The organism is Streptomyces sp. NRRL S-118 (genome assembly GCF_000716335.1).
GTDB lineage: Bacteria > Actinomycetota > Actinomycetes > Streptomycetales > Streptomycetaceae > Streptomyces.
Window position 1 is genome coordinate 81940 of sequence record NZ_KL591013.1, and the last position, 16832, is coordinate 98771.

The window sequence follows — 16832 nt, forward strand, 5'->3', positions numbered from 1 at the left end:
TCACCCGTGCGTCGGCGCGAACATCCGCAGGCGGGCCGGGAGCACGACCACCGAGGGTCCGCGCGTGGCGAGGGAGGCCGCGAGGTCCGCGCGCAGGGCCTGCGGGGTCGTACGGACCGCGGGCACGCCGAAGGACCCGGCCAGGGCGACGAAGTCCGGGCGGTCCAGCTCCGTGCCGGTGGCGGTGCCGAAGGCGTCGGTCATGTACTCGCGCAGGATGCCGTAACCGCCGTCGTCGACGATGAGCCAGGTGACGTCGAGGCCGTACTGCTTCGCCGTGGCGAGCTCCGCGAGGGAATACATGGCGCCGCCGTCGCCGGAGACGGCCAGGACCGGCCCCGTCGGGTCGGCGACCGCCGCGCCCAGCGCCGCCGGGAAGGCGTACCCGAGGCCGCCGGCGCCCTGCGCCGAGTGCATGGTGTTGGGGCGGCGGGTGTCGAAGGCCGACCAGGCCCAGTAGGCGAGGATCGTCATGTCCCAGAAGCTCGGCGCGTCGTCCGGCAGGGCACCGCGCACGGCCGCCAGGACCTCCTGCTCCAGGGCGAGGTCCTGGGCGGCGAGCCGCGCGCGCACCTTCGCCAGCACCGCGCGGACGCGCTCGGCGGCGGCGGGGTCCTCGCGCGCAGGAACCGTCTCCAGCAGCGCCATGAGGGCGAGCCGGGCGTCGGCGTGGATGCCGAGGGCGGGATGGTTGGACTCCAGCTTGCCGAGATCGGCCTCGATCTGGATGATCCGGCCCCGCGGGGCGAACGTGTGGTAGTTCGAGGACAGCTCACCCAGCCCGGAACCGACCACCAGAAGGACGTCCGCGTCCTCCAGGAAATCGGTGGTGTGCCGGTCCTCCAGCCACGACTGGAGCGACAGCGGGTGCTCCCAGGGGAAGGCGCCCTTGCCGCCGAAGGTGGTCACGACAGGAGCGCTCAGCCGCTCGGCCAGCGCCCGCAGCTTGCCGGACGCGTCGGAGCGCACGACCCCGCCGCCCGCGATGATCACGGGCCGCTCGGCGCGGGCGAGCAGGTGCGCGGCCACGGCCGTCAGCTCCGGGCGCGGGGCGAGCTCCTCCGGAGTGGCGTCGACAGCCGTGACCACCGGCAGGGCCGCCTCGGCGAGCAGCACGTCCTGCGGGATCTCCACCCAGACGGGACCGTGCGGCACGGTCAGCGCCGACTGCCAGGCGGCGGCGACCGCCGACGGGATCTGCGACTGGGACCGCACCGTGTGCACGGACTTCACGACGTCACGGAAGGACGCCTGCTGGTCACGCAGCTCGTGCAGGTAGCCGCGGCGGCTCCCGCCGAGCCCGGCGACCGGGATCTGGCTGCCGATGGCCAGGACGGGGGCGCTGGCGGCGGCCGCCTCCTGGAGCGCGGGGAGCGACATCAGGGCCCCGGGCCCCGTGGACAGCAGCAGCGGCGCCGCCTCGCCCGTGATGCGGCCGTACGCGTCGGCGGCGAAACCCGCGTTGTTCTCGGCCCGCAGGCCCACGTACCGCAGCGAGGAGCGGCGCAGCGCGTCGAACATGCCCAGCGCGTGCTGCCCGGGCAGGCCGAAGACCGTGGTGGCCCCCAGCCCCGCGAGCGTCTCCACCACGAGGTCGCCCCCGGTCCGGCCGGGCGGCGGGTTCAGCGCGGCCTCCGTCTGCGCCGTGGAGGGCCGCAGCACCAGGTCGTGGTCGTGAGTCACGTGTGCCTTCTTTTTCAGGGCTCGGTTCGGCTCCGGGGCGCCCCCTTTTTTTGATGGGTTCGGTTCAGCTCCGGGGCGCCTGTCGGCGGTGTCGACGGTCCATCGTGCTCGATTCGCTCGTGCCTCGCGAATCTCCGCGCGTTCTCCCTTTCGACACCGCCGCGCCCCTTCGCCTCACTCCCCTTCGGTCACACGGGGCCGAGCCCGAAGGCTCCACTGGGGTGCCCGAAGGCTCCACGGGGGTGAGCCCGAAGGTTCCACAGGGGTGAGCCCGAAGGTTCCACGGGGGCGGGCCCGGAGCTCCGGGAGACGGTCACCCGCACCTCCGGGGCACAGTCCTCGCGGGAACCGTGCCCGTGAAGCACGGCCCCCGGAGGCGGGCGGCTCGCAGGGCCGGGCCCGCGGCGGTGCGGGTTACTTCGCCGGGGACTCCGCGGCCGCCGCGCGGTTCGCCGCGATCTGGCGGGACATGATCGTCGTCAGCTCGTACGCCGTGTGGGAGGCGGCGACCGAGGTGATCTCGGCGTGGTCGTACGCCGGGGCGACCTCGACGACGTCCGCCGACACCAGGTTGCACGAGGCCAGGCCGCGCAGGATCTCCAGCAGCTCGCGGGAGGTCATGCCGCCCGCCTCGGGGGTGCCGGTGCCGGGCGCGTGGGCCGGGTCGAGGCAGTCGATGTCGATGGAGATGTACAGCGGGCGGTCGCCGATGCGCTGGCGGAGCTGGTCGGCGATCTCGTCGGCGCCGCGGCGGTAGACGTCGGCCGACGTCACGATGCCGAAGCCCATCTTCTCGTCGTCCGTCAGGTCCTGCTTGCCGTACAGCGGGCCGCGCGTACCGACGTGCGAGAGCGCCTCGGTGTCGAGGATGCCCTCCTCGACGGCCCGGCGGAACGGCGTGCCGTGCGTGTACTCGGCGCCGAAGTAGGTGTCCCAGGTGTCGAGGTGGGCGTCGAAGTGGAGCAGGGCGACCGGGCCGTGCTTCTTCGCCACCGAGCGCAGCAGGGGCAGCGCGATGGTGTGGTCACCGCCCAGCGTCATCAGGCGGGCGCCGGTGCCGAGCAGGTCGTCGGCGGCGGCCTCCACCGTCTCCACGGCCTCGTTGATGTTGAACGGGTTCACGGCGATGTCGCCGCCGTCCGCCACCTGCGCGAGCGCGAAGGGCGAGGCGTCCTGGGCCGGGTTGTACGGGCGCAGCAGGCGCGAGGCCTCCCGGATGGCGTTGCCGCCGAAGCGGGCACCGGGGCGGTAGGAGACACCGGAGTCGAAGGGCACGCCGACGACGGCGACGTCGGCGGTGCCGACCTCGTCGAGCCGCGGCAGCCGCGCGAACGTGGCGGGTCCGGCGTACCGCGGGATGCGGGACGAGTCGATGGGGCCGCGCGGCGTCGCGTTCTCGGTGCTGCTCATGTCCACATGCCTTCTTTCAGCGACTTTTCAGCTTTTCGACCTATAAGGCTAACCGTGGGCCGGAACCACCCCGGTCGCTGCCGACGGGACGACAGTAGGTGGCCCGCGAGCGGGGCTGAAGTGTACGTTTCCTCCACTACCGGTGTTATGGATGGAGGAAGTGTCCATGTCGTCCTCGTCCACGCCGCCCGGACCGGCGGACCCCGCGCCCTCCGGCGCCGAGGCGGCGCCCGCGCCGCCCGGGCCGTCGGTCCCGCTCCGGGACCTGCTCGGCCGTGAGGACCTCGGGCTGCGCCTGATCGCGGGCCCGCCCGGGACCGGCATCCACTGGGTGCACGCCTCCGAGATGGCCGACCCGTACCCGTACCTGCTCGGCGGCGAGCTGCTGCTGACGGCGGGCGTGCAGCTCACCGACCCCGAGCGGTACGTCGCGCGGGTGGTGGCGGCGGGCGCCGCGGCGCTCGGTTTCGGGGTGGCGCCGGTGCACGACACCGTGCCGGACGGGCTGGTCGCGGCCTGCGCGCGGCACGGACTGCCGCTGCTGGAGGTACCGCCCGGGACCCCGTTCGCGGCGGTGGGGCGCGCGGTGTGGCGGCTGATGGAGCAGGCCCGCCACCACGAGCTGCGGCGCGTGACGCAGGCGCAGCAGGCGCTGGCGTCCGCCGCGGCGCGGCCCGATCCGGTGCCCGCGGTGCTCCGGGCGCTGGCGTCCCGGCTGGGCGGACGGGCCGCGCTCCACGCGCCGGACGGCACGGAGTACGCGGCGGCCGGGCAGGCGGTCGCACCGGAGGCGGCCGCGGCGCTGGTGCGGCTGGCCGGGGTGCTCCGCACCGGGGCCCGCCCCTCCTCCGCCACGGACACCGCCGGCGGGATGCACCTCGCCGCGTACGCCCTCGGCGGCGAGCGGCGCCTCTCGCTCGGTGTCGCGGCGGCGCGGCGGGAGCCGGGGGACCACACGGTCGCGGGGGTCGCTGTGGTGCTGCTGTCGCTGCTGACGGCGCCGCACCAGGGCGCCGAGGAGGCCGCCCGCTCAAGCGCGCTGGTACGGCTGCTGCTGGGAGCGGCGCCCGCGGAGGTGGCCCCGCTGCTGGGCGACGCGCCGTGGACCGTGGTGCACGCGCGCGGTGACGGTCCTCCGCCGGCGCTGGGCACCCCGCTGGTGGACGCCCGGGAGGGGAGGGTCCGGGCGCTCCTGCCCGCCGGCCGCGAGCCGGCGGCGCCGCCCCGGGGCTGGACGTTCGGGGTCAGCGCCCCGGCGGACCCCGACGGGCTCGGCGCCGCGGACCGCCAAGCGGCCCGGGCGCTGCGCCGCGCCCGGGCCGCGCACACCCCGCTGGCCCGGCACCGCGAGGCGGGCCTGGCGGCGCTGGTCGACCCGGAGGAGGCCGCCGCCCACGCCCGCGCGCTGCTCGGACCGCTCACCGAGCCCCTGACGGAGACCCTGCGCACCTGGCTGTCGCTGCACGGAAACTGGGACCGCACGGCGACGGCGCTGGGCGTGCACCGCAACACGGTCCGCCAGCGCATCGCGCGGTGCGCCGCCCTACTGGAGGCCGACCTGGACGACGCCGAGGTCCGCATGGAGCTGTGGTTCGCGCTGCGCCTGCGCTGAGTGGTTGTGACATGAACGACCCTGGACAGCCACGGTGACTGCCGGGTAACTTCGAGGGTGAGACCCTGAGCAAGCGCTTAGCCACATGCAGCCCAAGGAGGCGTCGGTGCGCCGTACCGTATTCAACGAGGACCACGAGGCGTTCCGGGAGACCATCCGCGCCTTCATCGAGGCCGAGGTCGTCCCCGTCTACGACGAGTGGTTCGCGGCGGGCCAGGCGCCGCGCGACTTCTACTACAAGCTGGGCGAGCTCGGGATCTTCGGCATCAACGTCCCCGAGGAGTTCGGCGGCGCGGGCCTCGACACGCACAAGTTCGAAGCCGTGCTGTACGAGGAGACCTCGCGCGCGGGCGTCCAGTTCGGCGGCTCCGGCGTGCACGTGCTGCTCGCCCTGCCGTACATCAAGATGCTCGCCAGCGACGAGCAGAAGAAGCGCTACCTGCCGAAGTTCGTCTCCGGCGAGGAGATGTGGGCGCTGGCGATGACCGAGCCGGGCACCGGCTCCGACGTCGCGGGCATGAAGACCACCGCCAAGCTCTCCGAGGACGGCACGCACTACGTCCTCAACGGCGCCAAGACCTTCATCACCGGTGGTGTCCACGCCGACCGCGTCATCGTCTGCGCCCGCACCTCCGCCCCGAGCGAGCAGGACCGCCGCTTCGGCATCTCCCTGTTCGCCGTGGACACCAAGTCCGAGGGCTACTCCATCGGCCGCAAGCTGGACAAGCTCGGCCTGCGCACCTCCGACACCGCCGAGCTCGCCTTCGTCGACGTCAAGGTCCCGGTCGAGGACCTGCTCGGCGAGGAGGGCAAGGGCTTCTACTACCTCGGCCACAACCTGGCCTCCGAGCGCTGGGGCATCGCCTTCGGCGCGTACGCGCAGGCCAAGGCGGCCGTCCGGTTCGCGCAGCAGTACGTGACCGAGCGCACCGTCTTCGGCAAGCCGGTCGCCCACTTCCAGAACACCAAGTTCGAGCTGGCCGCCTGCCAGGCCGAGGTCGACGCCGCCGAAGCCGTCGCCGACCGCGCCCTGGAGGCCCTGGACGCGGGCGAGCTGACCCCGGCCGAGGCCGCCAGCGCCAAGCTCTTCTGCACCGAGGTCGCTCACCGCGTCATCGACCGCTGCCTGCAGCTGCACGGCGGCTACGGCTACATGAACGAGTACCCGATCGCCCGCCTGTACGCGGACAACCGCGTCAACCGCATCTACGGCGGCACCAGCGAGATCATGAAGTCCATCATCGCCAAGTCGATGGGCCTGTAGGCCCTGTGACCCAAGCGCTCGACGACCTGCTCGCTCTGCTCGACCTGGAGCGGATCGAGCAGGACATCTTCCGCGGCGAGTCCCGGTCGGCCCTGGTCCCCCGCGTCTTCGGGGGCCAGGTCGCCGCCCAGGCACTGGTCGCGGCCGGCCGCACGGTCCCCGGGGACCGGCTCGCCCACTCGCTCCACGCGTACTTCCTGCGCCCCGGCGACCCGGGTGCGCCGATCGTCTACACCGTGGACCGCATCCGCGACGGCCGCTCCTTCACCACGCGGCGGGTCGTCGCCGTCCAGCACGGACAGCCGGTCTTCCACCTCTCTGCGTCGTTCCAGACGTACGAGGAGGGCCTGGAGCACCAGGCGGACATGCCGCCCGCCCCGGACCCCGAGACCCTGCCGACGGCCGCCGAGATGCTGCCGCGCCACCTGCCCGCCGCGGTCGCCGAGCGGCTGGTGGAAGCCCGCGCGGCGGTCGACCTGCGATACGCCGAGGTGCCGCCGTGGGGCAGCGTCGGGGAGCCGCGCGAGCCGCGCTCCCAGGTCTGGTTCCGCACCAACGGCAAGCTCGCGGACGACCCCCTGCTGCACGTCTGCCTCGCCACGTACGTCTCCGACATGACGCTGCTCGACTCGGTGCTGCTCGCGCACGGCCGCGGCGGCTGGGCGGTCGGCGACGTGGTGGGCGCCTCGCTGGACCACGCGATGTGGTTCCACCGGCCCTTCCGCGCGGACGAGTGGCTCCTGTACGACCAGGAGTCACCCTCCGCGTCGGGCGGCCGCGGACTGGGCCAGGCCCGCATCTACACCCAGGACGGACGGCTGGCGATCTCCGTCATCCAGGAGGGCGTGGTCCGCGTCCCCCGGGGCTGAGCCCCGCGGCGCGTCCCCGGGTCCCCGCGTCCGGCCCCTGCCGGGCTCGTGACGCCTAGACGCCGAGCCCCGCGGCGTCCAGCAGGTACTCCGTCATCGGCTCGTAGAAGCGCGGGTCGACGACGTGGTCGTCGAGCGGCACCGTGACCTGCATGGTGCCCTCGGCCTCGCCGATGAAGAGGGCCGGGTCGTTGCAGTCGGCGTACCCCACGGAGTCGATGCCGCGCTGGCCCGCCCGGCCCGCCCAGCCGTGGTCCGCGACCACCAGGTCGGGCTGGACCGCCAGGTGGTCGAGGATGGCGTTCATCGGCTCCGGCGAGTGGGTGTGCCACAGACTCGCGCCGCGCTCGAAGACCGCGACGTCCGCGAACTGCACGACGTACCCCTCGTCGGCCGTCAGCCCGCCCGGGATGCGCACGATGTCGCACCCGGCGGCGCGCAGGGCGGCGGCGGTGCGGCTGTGCACGTCCAGCAGCGCGCCGGGGTGGCCGGTCGCGAACAGCACCCGCTCCTTGCCGGCGGCTGCCTTGCGCAGCCGTGCGGCCATCCGGTCGAGCCCGTCGACGGTCAGCTCGGGGTCGATGGTGTCCTGCCCGGCGCGGTGCGCCGGATCGTCGTTGACCCCGCACCGCTCGGCCATGACGGCGAGCACGTCCTGCTCGTCGGTCCACCGGCCGCCCAGCTCCAGGCCGAGCCAGTAGTGGCGGTCGCCGTTCGCGAGCTTGCGGTAGTGGGAGAGGTTGTTGTCGCGGGGTGTGGCGACGTCTCCGGCGATCCGGGTGCGGACGAGGTGCTCGACGAGGGCGGCGCGGCTGGGTATCGGCATGCCCCCCATTCTGCCGTCAGCGGGGCCCGGAAGGCCCGCCGTCCCACATGCCGGAGTTCCGGGGCGTCCGGCCCAGCGTCACCGTGCGCAGCAGCCACTCCACGGGCCCCTGCCGGAAGCGCCCCAGCACACGGGGGCTGACGAACAGCTGGGCCGCGTACAGGGCGAGGGCCGCGGCCACGGCGGCAGCCGCGCCCGCGCGGCCGTACAGCCCGAGTCCGTAGCCGGTGAAGAGCAGTGCCATCACCACCGACTGGCACAGGTAGTTGGTGAGCGCCATGCGGCCGGCGGGTGCGAGGAGGGCGGCCGCCCGTGCGCCGCGCGGCCCGGCGAACCACAGCATCAGCGCGCTCGCGTAGGCGGCGGTGAGCGCCGGAGCGGTGGCCAGGCCCACGGTGTAGCACAGGACTTCCCAGCGCTCCGGGAGGGGCGCGACGGTTCCCGCGGCCATCACGATCCCGCCCGGCAGGCCCACGGCCAGCCCGATGGTGCGCGTACGCCGCAGCCGGGCCGGGCCGGCCGTGCCGCCGGTGAGCAGGTGCCGCCGCCCGGCCACGAGCCCCGCCAGGAAGGCCGCGACGACGGATCCGCCGGCGAGCAGCAGGGCGGCCACGGCGTCGGGCCAGGCGGAGAGGTTCGCGGCGACGACGTCGGCGGCGTCGCCCCGCATGTCGGAGACCAGCCGGGCGGCGTCCCGCGCGGTCCGCGCCCTCTCGGACGGGCCGGGTTCCGGTGCGAGCGCGGCGAGGGCGCCCAGGAGGAACAGCAGGCCGATGGGGATCGCGTACACCCAGCGCGCGGCGCGCCGCAGGCGCTCGGCCGCCGCGTTCCGGACGAGGAGCAGGACGAGGCCCAGTACGGCGTACATGGTGAGGATGTCGCCGCTGTACAGCAGCGCCATGTGCAGGGCGCCGAGGACGAACAGGCCGAGGAGCCGGCGCAGCATCCGGGGGACGAACGGTGCTCCGGCGCGCTGCGCCGACTCCTCCTGCAGGCTGAAGCTGTACCCGAAGAGGAAGGAGAACAGCAGGTAGAACTTGGTCTCGACGAGAGCGGTGACCAGCCAGTGGGCGACCAGGTCGGCGCCCGCCACGGCCGGGTCGGCCGCCGTGCGGCCGTGCGTGCCCGACATCACCAGGATGTTCACCAGGAGGATGCCGCCGAGTGCGAAGCCGCGCAGCGCGTCCACTTCGAGGATGCGCCGTCCGGCGGCCGGTCGCGGCGCCACCGGCTGAGCGGGTATGTCCGCGTGGTCCTGCGTCACTTCACGTCCCCGGTCGGTGGTTCTGCGGCCGGTGGGCCGGTTTCCGGTGACGAGCATGTCAGCCGGTCGGCGCAAACGCGTCACACCTGGGCAGGACACCCTCTCCGACCTGGGGTGGAGAGGTGTGCCGGGACGAACGGGGACGCGCGTCAGGCGCCGGGGGCAGGATCGTGCGGGTCCGTGCCGTCGGCCGCCGCCGCGAACGCCCCGCTCGCCAGCCGGTGCAGCAGCGCCGCGGTCGCCGCGCGGCCGGGCAGGGCGCTCGCGGGGCCGAGGTGCGGGGTGGAGTTGAGCAGCCCGAAGACGGCGTGGACGGAGGCGCGGGCGTCGGACTCGGCGAGGACCGGGTAGGTCTCGCGGACGGCCTCGACCCACAGCTCGACGTACCGGCGCTGGAGCTGGCGGACGCGCTTGCGGTCGCTCTCCCGGAGGCGGTCCAGCTCCCGGTCGTGCAAGGTGATGAGCGGGCGGTCGTCGAGGGCGAAGTCGATGTGGCCCTCGATGAGCGCGTCGAGCAGCTCCCGGGCCGGGGCGGCGGCGCGCTCGTGCTCGCGGACCCGCTGGCGGCCGCCGTCGAGGAGCCGCTCGCTGATCCCGACCAGGAGCTCCGCGAGCATCGCGTCCTTGCCCGGGAAGTGGCGGTAGAGGCCGGGCCCGCTGATGCCGACCGCGGCCCCTATCTCGTCGACGCCCACGCCGTGGAAGCCGCGCTCGGCGAAGAGGCGGGCGGCCTCCTTCAGGATCTGCTCGCGGCGCGTCGGGGCGTCGGTTCTGGTGCTCATGGGATTGATTCTAGACAAGGCGGTTAGCGCTCGTTAACCTGAACGAAACGCGTTAACGCTCATTAACTTCAGTCGTACGAGCAAGGGAGCTCGACACGATGCAGCAGGCACCCGTGCTGAGCAGCACGGCCGACCCGGCCTCCGCGGCCTGGCAGGCCAACGAGGCCGCGCACCAGGAACTCGCGGACGAGCTGAGGGCCCGGCTCGTCGCCGTCCGTCTGGGGGGCGGTGAGAAGGCCCGCGCCCGGCACACCGCGCGCGGCAAGCTGCTGCCGCGCGACCGCGTCGACACGCTCCTGGACCCCGGTTCCCCGTTCCTGGAGCTCGCCCCGCTCGCGGCCAACGGCATGTACGACGACCAGGCGCCCGCCGCCGGGGTGATCGCCGGCATCGGACGGGTCGCCGGCCGGGAGGTCGTCGTCGTCGCGAACGACGCGACCGTCAAGGGCGGCACGTACTACCCGATGACGGTCAAGAAGCACCTCCGCGCCCAGGAGGTGGCCCTGGAGAACCGGCTCCCCTGCGTGTACCTCGTCGACTCCGGCGGCGCCTTCCTGCCCATGCAGGACGAGGTCTTCCCCGACCGCGAGCACTTCGGCCGGATCTTCTACAACCAGGCCCGCATGTCGGGCGCGGGCATCCCGCAGATCGCCGCCGTCCTCGGCTCCTGCACGGCCGGCGGGGCGTACGTCCCGGCGATGAGCGACGAGGCCGTGATCGTGCGCAACCAGGGCACGATCTTCCTGGGCGGACCGCCGCTGGTGAAGGCGGCGACCGGCGAGGTCGTCACCGCCGAGGAGCTCGGCGGCGGCGAGGTGCACTCGCGCATTTCCGGCGTCACCGACCACCTCGCGGAGGACGACGCCCACGCGCTGCGCATCGTGCGCAACATCGTCTCCACCCTCCCCGCCCGCGGCCCGCTGCCCTGGTCCGTGGAGCCCGCCGAGGAGCCGAAGGTCGACCCCGCGGGGCTGTACGGCGCGGTACCGGTCGACTCGCGCACGCCCTACGACGCCCGGGAGATCATCGCGCGGATCGTGGACGGCTCGCGGTTCCAGGAGTTCAAGTCCGAGTTCGGGCAGACGCTCGTCACCGGCTTCGCCCGGATCCACGGCCACCCGGTGGGCATCGTCGCCAACAACGGCATCCTGTTCGCCGAATCCGCCCAGAAGGGCGCCCACTTCATCGAGCTGTGCGACCAGCGCGGCATCCCGCTGCTCTTCCTGCAGAACATCTCCGGCTTCATGGTCGGCCGGGACTACGAGGCGGGCGGCATCGCCAAGCACGGCGCGAAGATGGTCACGGCCGTCGCCTGCACGCGCGTGCCGAAGCTGACGGTCGTCGTCGGCGGCTCGTACGGCGCGGGCAACTACTCCATGTGCGGCCGGGCGTACTCGCCCCGCTTCCTGTGGATGTGGCCCAACGCCAAGATCTCCGTCATGGGCGGCGAGCAGGCGGCGTCCGTCCTCGCCACCGTCAAGCGCGACCAGCTGGAGGCGCGCGGCGACGACTGGCCCGCCGAGGACGAGGAGGCGTTCAAGGCGCCGATCCGCGCGCAGTACGAGCGGCAGGGCAGCGCCTACTACGCCACGGCGCGGCTGTGGGACGACGGCGTGATCGACCCGCTGGAGACCCGCCAGGTGCTCGGGCTGGCCCTGACCGCGTGTGCCAACGCCCCGCTCGGCGAGCCGGGCTTCGGCGTCTTCCGGATGTGAGGGGACCTACGACGATGACGATGAGGACGACGATGTTCGACACCGTCCTGGTGGCCAACCGAGGCGAGATCGCGGTCCGTGTCATCCGTACGCTGCGGGCCCTCGGCATCCGGTCGGTCGCGGTCTTCAGCGACGCGGACGCCGACGCCCGGCACGTACGGGAGGCGGACACGGCGGTACGGATCGGCCCGCCGGCCGCCGCCGAGAGCTATCTGCGCGTGGACCGGCTCCTGGAGGCCGCGCGGCGCACCGGCGCCCAGGCGGTCCACCCGGGGTACGGGTTCCTCGCGGAGAACGCCGCGTTCGCGCGGGCGTGCACGGACGCGGGGCTCGTCTTCATCGGGCCGCCGGCCGAGGCCATCGCTCTGATGGGTGACAAGATCCGCGCCAAGGAGACCGTGCGGGCCGCCGGTGTCCCGGTGGTGCCCGGCTCCTCGGGCAGCGGACTGACCGACGACGAACTGGCCGCGGCCGCCCGCGAGATCGGCATGCCGGTGCTGCTGAAGCCGTCGGCGGGCGGCGGTGGCAAGGGCATGCGGCTCACCCGCGTCGAGTCGGCGCTTCTGGACGAGATCGCGGCCGCCCGGCGCGAGGCCCGCGCCTCCTTCGGCGACGACACGCTGCTCGTGGAGCGGTGGATCGACCGGCCCCGGCACATCGAGATCCAGGTGCTGGCGGACGGGCACGGCAACGTCGTCCACCTCGGTGAGCGCGAGTGCTCCCTCCAGCGCCGCCACCAGAAGATCATCGAGGAGGCGCCGAGCGTCCTGCTCGACGAGGCGACCCGCGCGGCGATGGGCGAGGCGGCCGTGCAGGCGGCCCGCTCCTGCGGCTACCGCGGCGCCGGCACGGTCGAGTTCATCGTCCCGGGCGGCGACCCCTCCTCGTACTACTTCATGGAGATGAACACCCGCCTCCAGGTCGAGCACCCGGTCACCGAACTGGTCACCGGCATCGACCTGGTGGAGTGGCAGCTGCGGGTGGCCGCCGGGGAGCCGCTGGGCTTCGCCCAGGACGACATCCGGCTGACCGGGCACTCCGTCGAGGCGCGCATCTGCGCCGAGGACCCCTCCCGGGGCTTCCTGCCCTCCGGCGGCACCGTCCTGGCGCTCGACGAGCCGCAGGGCGAGGGCGTGCGCACCGACTCCGGCCTGAGCGAGGGCTCGGAGGTCTCCAGCCTGTACGACCCGATGCTCGCGAAGGTCATCGTCCACGCGGAGGACCGGCCGACCGCCCTGCGCACGCTGCGCGCCGCGCTCGCCGGCACGGTCACCCTCGGCGTCCCCACCAACGCCGGCTTCCTGCGACGCCTCCTCGCCCACCCGGACGTCGTCTCCGGCGAGCTGGACACCGGCCTGGTCGAGCGGGAGGTGGACGGCCTCGTCCCCGACGGCGTCCCGGAGGAGGTCTACGAGGCGGCCGCGGCCGTCCGGGAGGCCGCGCTGCGGCCCCGGCCGGACAGCGGCGGCTGGGTGGACCCCTTCTCGGTGCCCAGCGGGTGGCGCCTCGGCGGTGAACCTTCGCCCGTGACGCACTGGTTGCGGGTGGCGGGGTCCGAACCCGTCGCCCACCGGACCCGGGGCCGGGCGCGGGTCACGGACGACGCGGTCACGGTCACCCTGGACGGCGTCACCCACACCTTCCGCCGCGCCGGGACGTGGCTCGGCCGGGACGGGGACAGCTGGAACGTCCTGGACCACGACCCCGTCGAGGCATCGCTCAGCCGGGCCGCGCACGGTGGCGCCGACTCGCTCACCGCGCCCATGCCGGGGACGGTCACCGTCGTCAAGGTCGCCGTCGGGGACGAAGTCGTCGCCGGTCAGGGGCTGGTCGTCGTGGAGGCGATGAAGATGGAGCACGTCATCTCCGCCCCGCACGACGGCACCGTCGCCGAGCTGGACGTCACGCCCGGCACCACCGTCGCCATGGACCAGGTCCTGGCCGTGGTCGTCCCGAAGGAGGAGGAATGACCACCGGACCCACCGGAGCCACCGGACCCACCGAACCCGCGGGAGCCACCCGGCCCGCGGGACCCGCGGGGCTCCCGATGACCGTGCCCGCGCCCGGTCTCCCCGCTCGTGTGCGGATCCACGAGGTCGGCCCGCGCGACGGTCTGCAGAACGAGCAGGGCACCGTCCCCACCGAGGTGAAGGCCGAGTTCATCCGGCGGCTGGCCGCCGCGGGCCTGACCACCGTGGAGGCGACCAGCTTCGTGCACCCCAAGTGGGTGCCCCAGCTGGCGGACGCCGAGCAGGTGTTCCCGCTCGTCCGGGATCTCGAAGGCGTACGCCTGCCGGTGCTCGTGCCCAACGAGCGCGGCCTGGACCGGGCGCTGGCCCTCGGGGCCCGGCACGTCGCCGTGTTCGCGAGCGCCACCGAGTCGTTCGCGAAGGCCAACCTCAACCGCACCGTGGACGAGTCGCTCGACATGTTCCAGCCCGTCGTGACCCGGGCCATGGAGGCGGGCCTGACGGTGCGCGGTTATCTGTCCATGTGCTTCGGCGACCCGTGGGAGGGGCCCGTCCCCGTCGCCCAGGTGGCCCGCGTGGCCCGCCGGCTGAGGGAGATGGGCTGCGACGAGCTGAGCCTCGGCGACACCATCGGCGTGGCCACCCCCGGTCACGTACGGGAGCTCCTCACCGCGCTGAACGACGCCGGGATCCCGGTGAGCGCGCTCGCCGTGCACTTCCACGACACCTACGGCCAGGCCCTCGCCAACACCCTCGCCGCGCTCCAGCACGGCGTAACCACCGTGGACGCCTCGGCGGGCGGCCTCGGCGGCTGCCCGTACGCCAAGTCCGCCACGGGCAACCTCGCCACCGAAGACCTCGTGTGGATGCTCCACGGCCTCGGTATCGACACCGGGGTCGACCTCGGCCTGCTCACCGCCACGAGCGTGTGGCTGGCCGGCCGGCTGGGCCGTCCCAGCCCCTCCCGCACCGTCCGCGCCCTCGCCGGCGCCGCCTCCCACAAGGAGTGACCGACCCATGTCACTGGACCACCGGCTCTCACCGGAGCACGAGGAACTGCGCCGCACCGTGGAGGAGTTCGCCCACGAGGTCGTCGCACCGAAGATCGGCGACTTCTACGAGCGCCACGAATTCCCCTACGAGATCGTCCGGGAGATGGGGCAGATGGGCCTGTTCGGCCTGCCCTTCCCGGAGGAGTACGGCGGCATGGGCGGGGACTACCTCGCCCTCGGCATCGCCCTCGAAGAGCTCGCGCGCGTCGACTCGTCCGTGGCCATCACCCTCGAGGCGGGCGTCTCGCTCGGGGCGATGCCGCTGTACCGCTTCGGCACCGAGGAGCAGAAGCAGCAGTGGCTGCCGCGCATGTGCAGTGGCGAGATCCTGGGTGCGTTCGGCCTGACGGAGCCCGAGGGCGGCTCGGACGCGAGCGGGACGAAGACGACGGCCCGCCGCGAGGGTGACGAATGGGTCATCAACGGATCGAAGTGCTTCATCACCAACTCCGGTACGGACATCACCGGCCTGGTCACGGTCACCGCCGTCACCGGCCGCACCCCGGAGGGCAAGCCGCTCATCTCGTCCATCATCGTGCCGTCCGGCACCCCGGGGTTCACGGTGGCCGCGCCCTACTCCAAGGTGGGCTGGAACGCCTCGGACACGCGCGAGCTGTCCTTCTCCGAGGTCCGGGTGCCCGTCACCAACCTGCTGGGCGAGGAGGGCCGCGGGTACGCGCAGTTCCTGCGCATCCTGGACGAGGGCCGTATCGCCATCTCGGCCCTGGCGACCGGGCTGGCGCAGGGGTGCGTGGACGAGTCGGTGAAGTACGCCAAGGAGCGGCGGGCGTTCGGGCGCCCCATCGGAGACAACCAGGCCATCCAGTTCAAGATCGCCGACATGGAGATGCGGGCGCACATGGCCCGCATCGGCTGGCGTGACGCCGCCTCCCGGCTGGTGAGCGGCGAGCCCTTCAAGAAGGAAGCGGCGCTGGCGAAGCTGTACTCGTCGACGGTCGCGGTGGACAACGCCCGCGAGGCGACCCAGATCCACGGCGGCTACGGCTTCATGAACGAGTATCCGGTGGCCCGCATGTGGCGCGACTCCAAGATCCTGGAGATCGGCGAGGGCACCAGCGAGGTGCAACGCATGCTGATCGCACGCGAGTTGGGGCTTTCGGCCTGACGCAGACCGACACGGCGGGCCCGGCCGGGGAGGACCCCGTGCCGGGCCCGCCGCCGTTGGCGCGGGAGCCGTCGCCGCGGCGGGCACCGCGGGCCCCGGACGAATATGTCAGGGGCACCCTCTGGACAAGTCCTGAGGTTAGGCTAACCTACCTTCGAACTTGCCCAGGCCGATCATCGGCTCGTACGAAAGCGATCCCGCCATGCCCAGCAACGCCCGAGCCACTCATCTCACCCGTCGTGGTCTGCTCGCCGCAGGCGGTGCCTTCGGGCTCGGCGCCGCGCTCGTCGCGTGCGGCACCGACACCGGCAAGGGCGACAAGGACTCCGGCGCCGCCGCCGGCAAGTCAGGTCCGTTCACCTTCAAGGACGACCGCGGCAAGGCCGTCGAGCTGAAGTCCACCCCGAAGAACATCGTGGCCTTCACCGGCATGGCCGCCGCACTCCACGACTTCGGTGTCGAGGTCAAGGGAGTCTTCGGCCCGACGTACGTCGAGGACCCGAAGACCAAGAAGCGCACGCCCGACGTCCAGGCCGGCGACCTCGACATCGACAAGGTCGAGGTCATCGGCAACACCTGGGGCGAGTTCAAGATCGAGGAGTACCTCAAGCTCCAGCCCGAGCTGCTCATCACGGACATGTGGGAGAAGGACCAGCTCTGGTACGTGCCGGAGGAGCAGAAGGACAAGATCCTCAAGATCGCGCCGAGCGTGGCCCTGTGGGCGGCCGACGCCACCATGCCCAAGGTGCTCCAGCGTCACGTCGACCTGGCCGCGGCGCTCGGGGCCGACGTCAAGGCGAAGAAGATCCAGGACGACAAGGCCCGCTTCGAGAAGGCGGCCGCGCGGCTGCGCCAGGCCGCCAAGGCCAAGCCGGGGATCAAGGTCCTGATCGGCTCCGCCGCGGCCGACCTGTTCTACGTCTCCACCCCGGCCCGGCCCAGCGACACGCTGTACTTCAAGGAGCTCGGCGTCAACCTGGTCACGCCCAAGAAGCTGGACCAGGGCGGCTGGTTCGAGAGCCTGAGCTGGGAGAACGTCGACACGTACCAGGCCGACATCATCCTGCTGGACAACCGCTCCTCCGCGCTCCAGCCCGAGGCCCTCAAGTCCAAGCCGACCTGGGCACAGCTGCCCGCCGTCAAGGCCGGCCAGGTCGTCCCGCGTGTGACCGAGCCCGTCTACTCGTACGGCAAGTGCGCCCCGATCCTCGAGGACCTCGCCAAGGCGATCGAGAACGCCAAGAAGGTGGCCTGACCCC

The 16832-nt window shown here is 73.1% G+C and carries 13 protein-coding genes; 8 read left to right on the top strand and 5 right to left on the bottom strand.

All coding sequences use genetic code 11. From position 1 onward, the window contains the following. Both IH00_RS0121745 and speB read right to left on the bottom strand, forming a co-directional pair. Window positions 1-1683: a thiamine pyrophosphate-binding protein gene (locus tag IH00_RS0121745; protein WP_031076120.1), complete on the bottom strand. Its 1683-nt coding sequence runs from the start codon at window positions 1681-1683 to the stop codon at window positions 1-3. A 414-nt stretch (window positions 1684-2097) separates the two neighbouring features. Next, complete coding sequence (speB, locus tag IH00_RS0121750) at window positions 2098-3093, bottom strand: agmatinase (protein ID WP_031076121.1); 996 nt, start codon at window positions 3091-3093, stop codon at window positions 2098-2100. Window positions 3094-3259: 166 nt separating this feature from the next. Between speB and IH00_RS0121755 the strand changes: the two genes are divergently transcribed. The 3 genes from IH00_RS0121755 (at window position 3260) to IH00_RS0121765 (ending at window position 6838) form a co-directional block, all read left to right on the top strand. Next, entirely contained in the window at window positions 3260-4705 is a 1446-nt protein-coding gene (locus tag IH00_RS0121755) for a helix-turn-helix domain-containing protein (protein ID WP_234334923.1), read from the top strand. 106 nt (window positions 4706-4811) lie between these two features. Next, window positions 4812-5969, top strand: a complete 1158-nt coding sequence (locus tag IH00_RS0121760; protein WP_031076125.1) for an acyl-CoA dehydrogenase family protein — start codon at window positions 4812-4814, stop codon at window positions 5967-5969. Window positions 5970-5974: 5 nt separating this feature from the next. Continuing rightward, the gene (locus tag IH00_RS0121765) at window positions 5975-6838 is read left to right on the top strand and encodes an acyl-CoA thioesterase (protein WP_031076127.1); all 864 of its coding nucleotides are present in this window, start codon (window positions 5975-5977) and stop codon (window positions 6836-6838) included. Window positions 6839-6893: 55 nt separating this feature from the next. Here the strand turns inward: IH00_RS0121765 and IH00_RS0121770 are convergent, their stop codons facing one another. From IH00_RS0121770 to IH00_RS0121780, 3 genes are all read right to left on the bottom strand, one after another. After that, entirely contained in the window at window positions 6894-7664 is a 771-nt protein-coding gene (locus IH00_RS0121770; protein ID WP_031076129.1) for a phosphatase, read from the bottom strand. A 16-nt stretch (window positions 7665-7680) separates the two neighbouring features. Beyond that, window positions 7681-8928, bottom strand: a complete 1248-nt coding sequence (locus tag IH00_RS0121775; protein WP_052411577.1) for a DUF418 domain-containing protein — start codon at window positions 8926-8928, stop codon at window positions 7681-7683. Window positions 8929-9077: 149 nt separating this feature from the next. Then, window positions 9078-9710, bottom strand: coding sequence for an SACE_7040 family transcriptional regulator (locus tag IH00_RS0121780; protein WP_031076133.1), 633 nt, complete (start codon window positions 9708-9710; stop codon window positions 9078-9080). A gap of 98 nt (window positions 9711-9808) precedes the next feature. Here IH00_RS0121780 and IH00_RS0121785 point away from each other — a divergent pair, with 98 nt between their 5' ends. From IH00_RS0121785 to IH00_RS0121805, 5 genes are all read left to right on the top strand, one after another. Next, window positions 9809-11425 carry a carboxyl transferase domain-containing protein gene (locus IH00_RS0121785; RefSeq protein ID WP_031076134.1) on the top strand — a complete coding sequence of 539 codons (1617 nt, stop codon included), beginning with the start codon at window positions 9809-9811 and terminating at the stop codon, window positions 11423-11425. Window positions 11426-11445: 20 nt separating this feature from the next. Next, entirely contained in the window at window positions 11446-13395 is a 1950-nt protein-coding gene (locus IH00_RS0121790; protein ID WP_031076136.1) for an acetyl/propionyl/methylcrotonyl-CoA carboxylase subunit alpha, read from the top strand. Further along, the gene (locus tag IH00_RS0121795) at window positions 13392-14405 is read left to right on the top strand and encodes a hydroxymethylglutaryl-CoA lyase (protein ID WP_078887892.1); all 1014 of its coding nucleotides are present in this window, start codon (window positions 13392-13394) and stop codon (window positions 14403-14405) included. Before IH00_RS0121790 ends, IH00_RS0121795 begins: the two co-directional genes overlap by 4 nt. Before the next feature lie 7 nt (window positions 14406-14412). Then, a complete protein-coding gene (locus IH00_RS0121800) occupies window positions 14413-15573 on the top strand; it encodes an acyl-CoA dehydrogenase family protein (protein ID WP_031076139.1) in 1161 nt (386 codons plus the stop codon). A 202-nt stretch (window positions 15574-15775) separates the two neighbouring features. Further along, window positions 15776-16828 (top strand): ABC transporter substrate-binding protein, encoded by a 1053-nt coding sequence (locus tag IH00_RS0121805; RefSeq protein WP_031076141.1) that lies wholly within the window; start codon window positions 15776-15778, stop codon window positions 16826-16828. Window positions 16829-16832 lie beyond the last annotated feature (4 nt).

Bases quoted from the DNA above. Each gene is read 5' to 3' on its own strand.
- speB (WP_031076121.1), bottom strand. From the start codon at position 3,093: ATGAGCAGCACCGAGAACGCGACGCCGCGCGGCCCCATCGACTCGTCC.
- IH00_RS0121755 (WP_234334923.1), top strand. From the start codon at position 3,260: ATGTCGTCCTCGTCCACGCCGCCCGGACCGGCGGACCCCGCGCCCTCC.
- IH00_RS0121770 (WP_031076129.1), bottom strand. From the start codon at position 7,664: ATGCCGATACCCAGCCGCGCCGCCCTCGTCGAGCACCTCGTCCGCACC.
- IH00_RS0121780 (WP_031076133.1), bottom strand. From the start codon at position 9,710: ATGAGCACCAGAACCGACGCCCCGACGCGCCGCGAGCAGATCCTGAAG.
- IH00_RS0121785 (WP_031076134.1), top strand. From the start codon at position 9,809: ATGCAGCAGGCACCCGTGCTGAGCAGCACGGCCGACCCGGCCTCCGCG.
- IH00_RS0121790 (WP_031076136.1), top strand. From the start codon at position 11,446: ATGAGGACGACGATGTTCGACACCGTCCTGGTGGCCAACCGAGGCGAG.
- IH00_RS0121795 (WP_078887892.1), top strand. From the start codon at position 13,392: ATGACCACCGGACCCACCGGAGCCACCGGACCCACCGAACCCGCGGGA.
- IH00_RS0121800 (WP_031076139.1), top strand. From the start codon at position 14,413: ATGTCACTGGACCACCGGCTCTCACCGGAGCACGAGGAACTGCGCCGC.
- IH00_RS0121805 (WP_031076141.1), top strand. From the start codon at position 15,776: ATGCCCAGCAACGCCCGAGCCACTCATCTCACCCGTCGTGGTCTGCTC.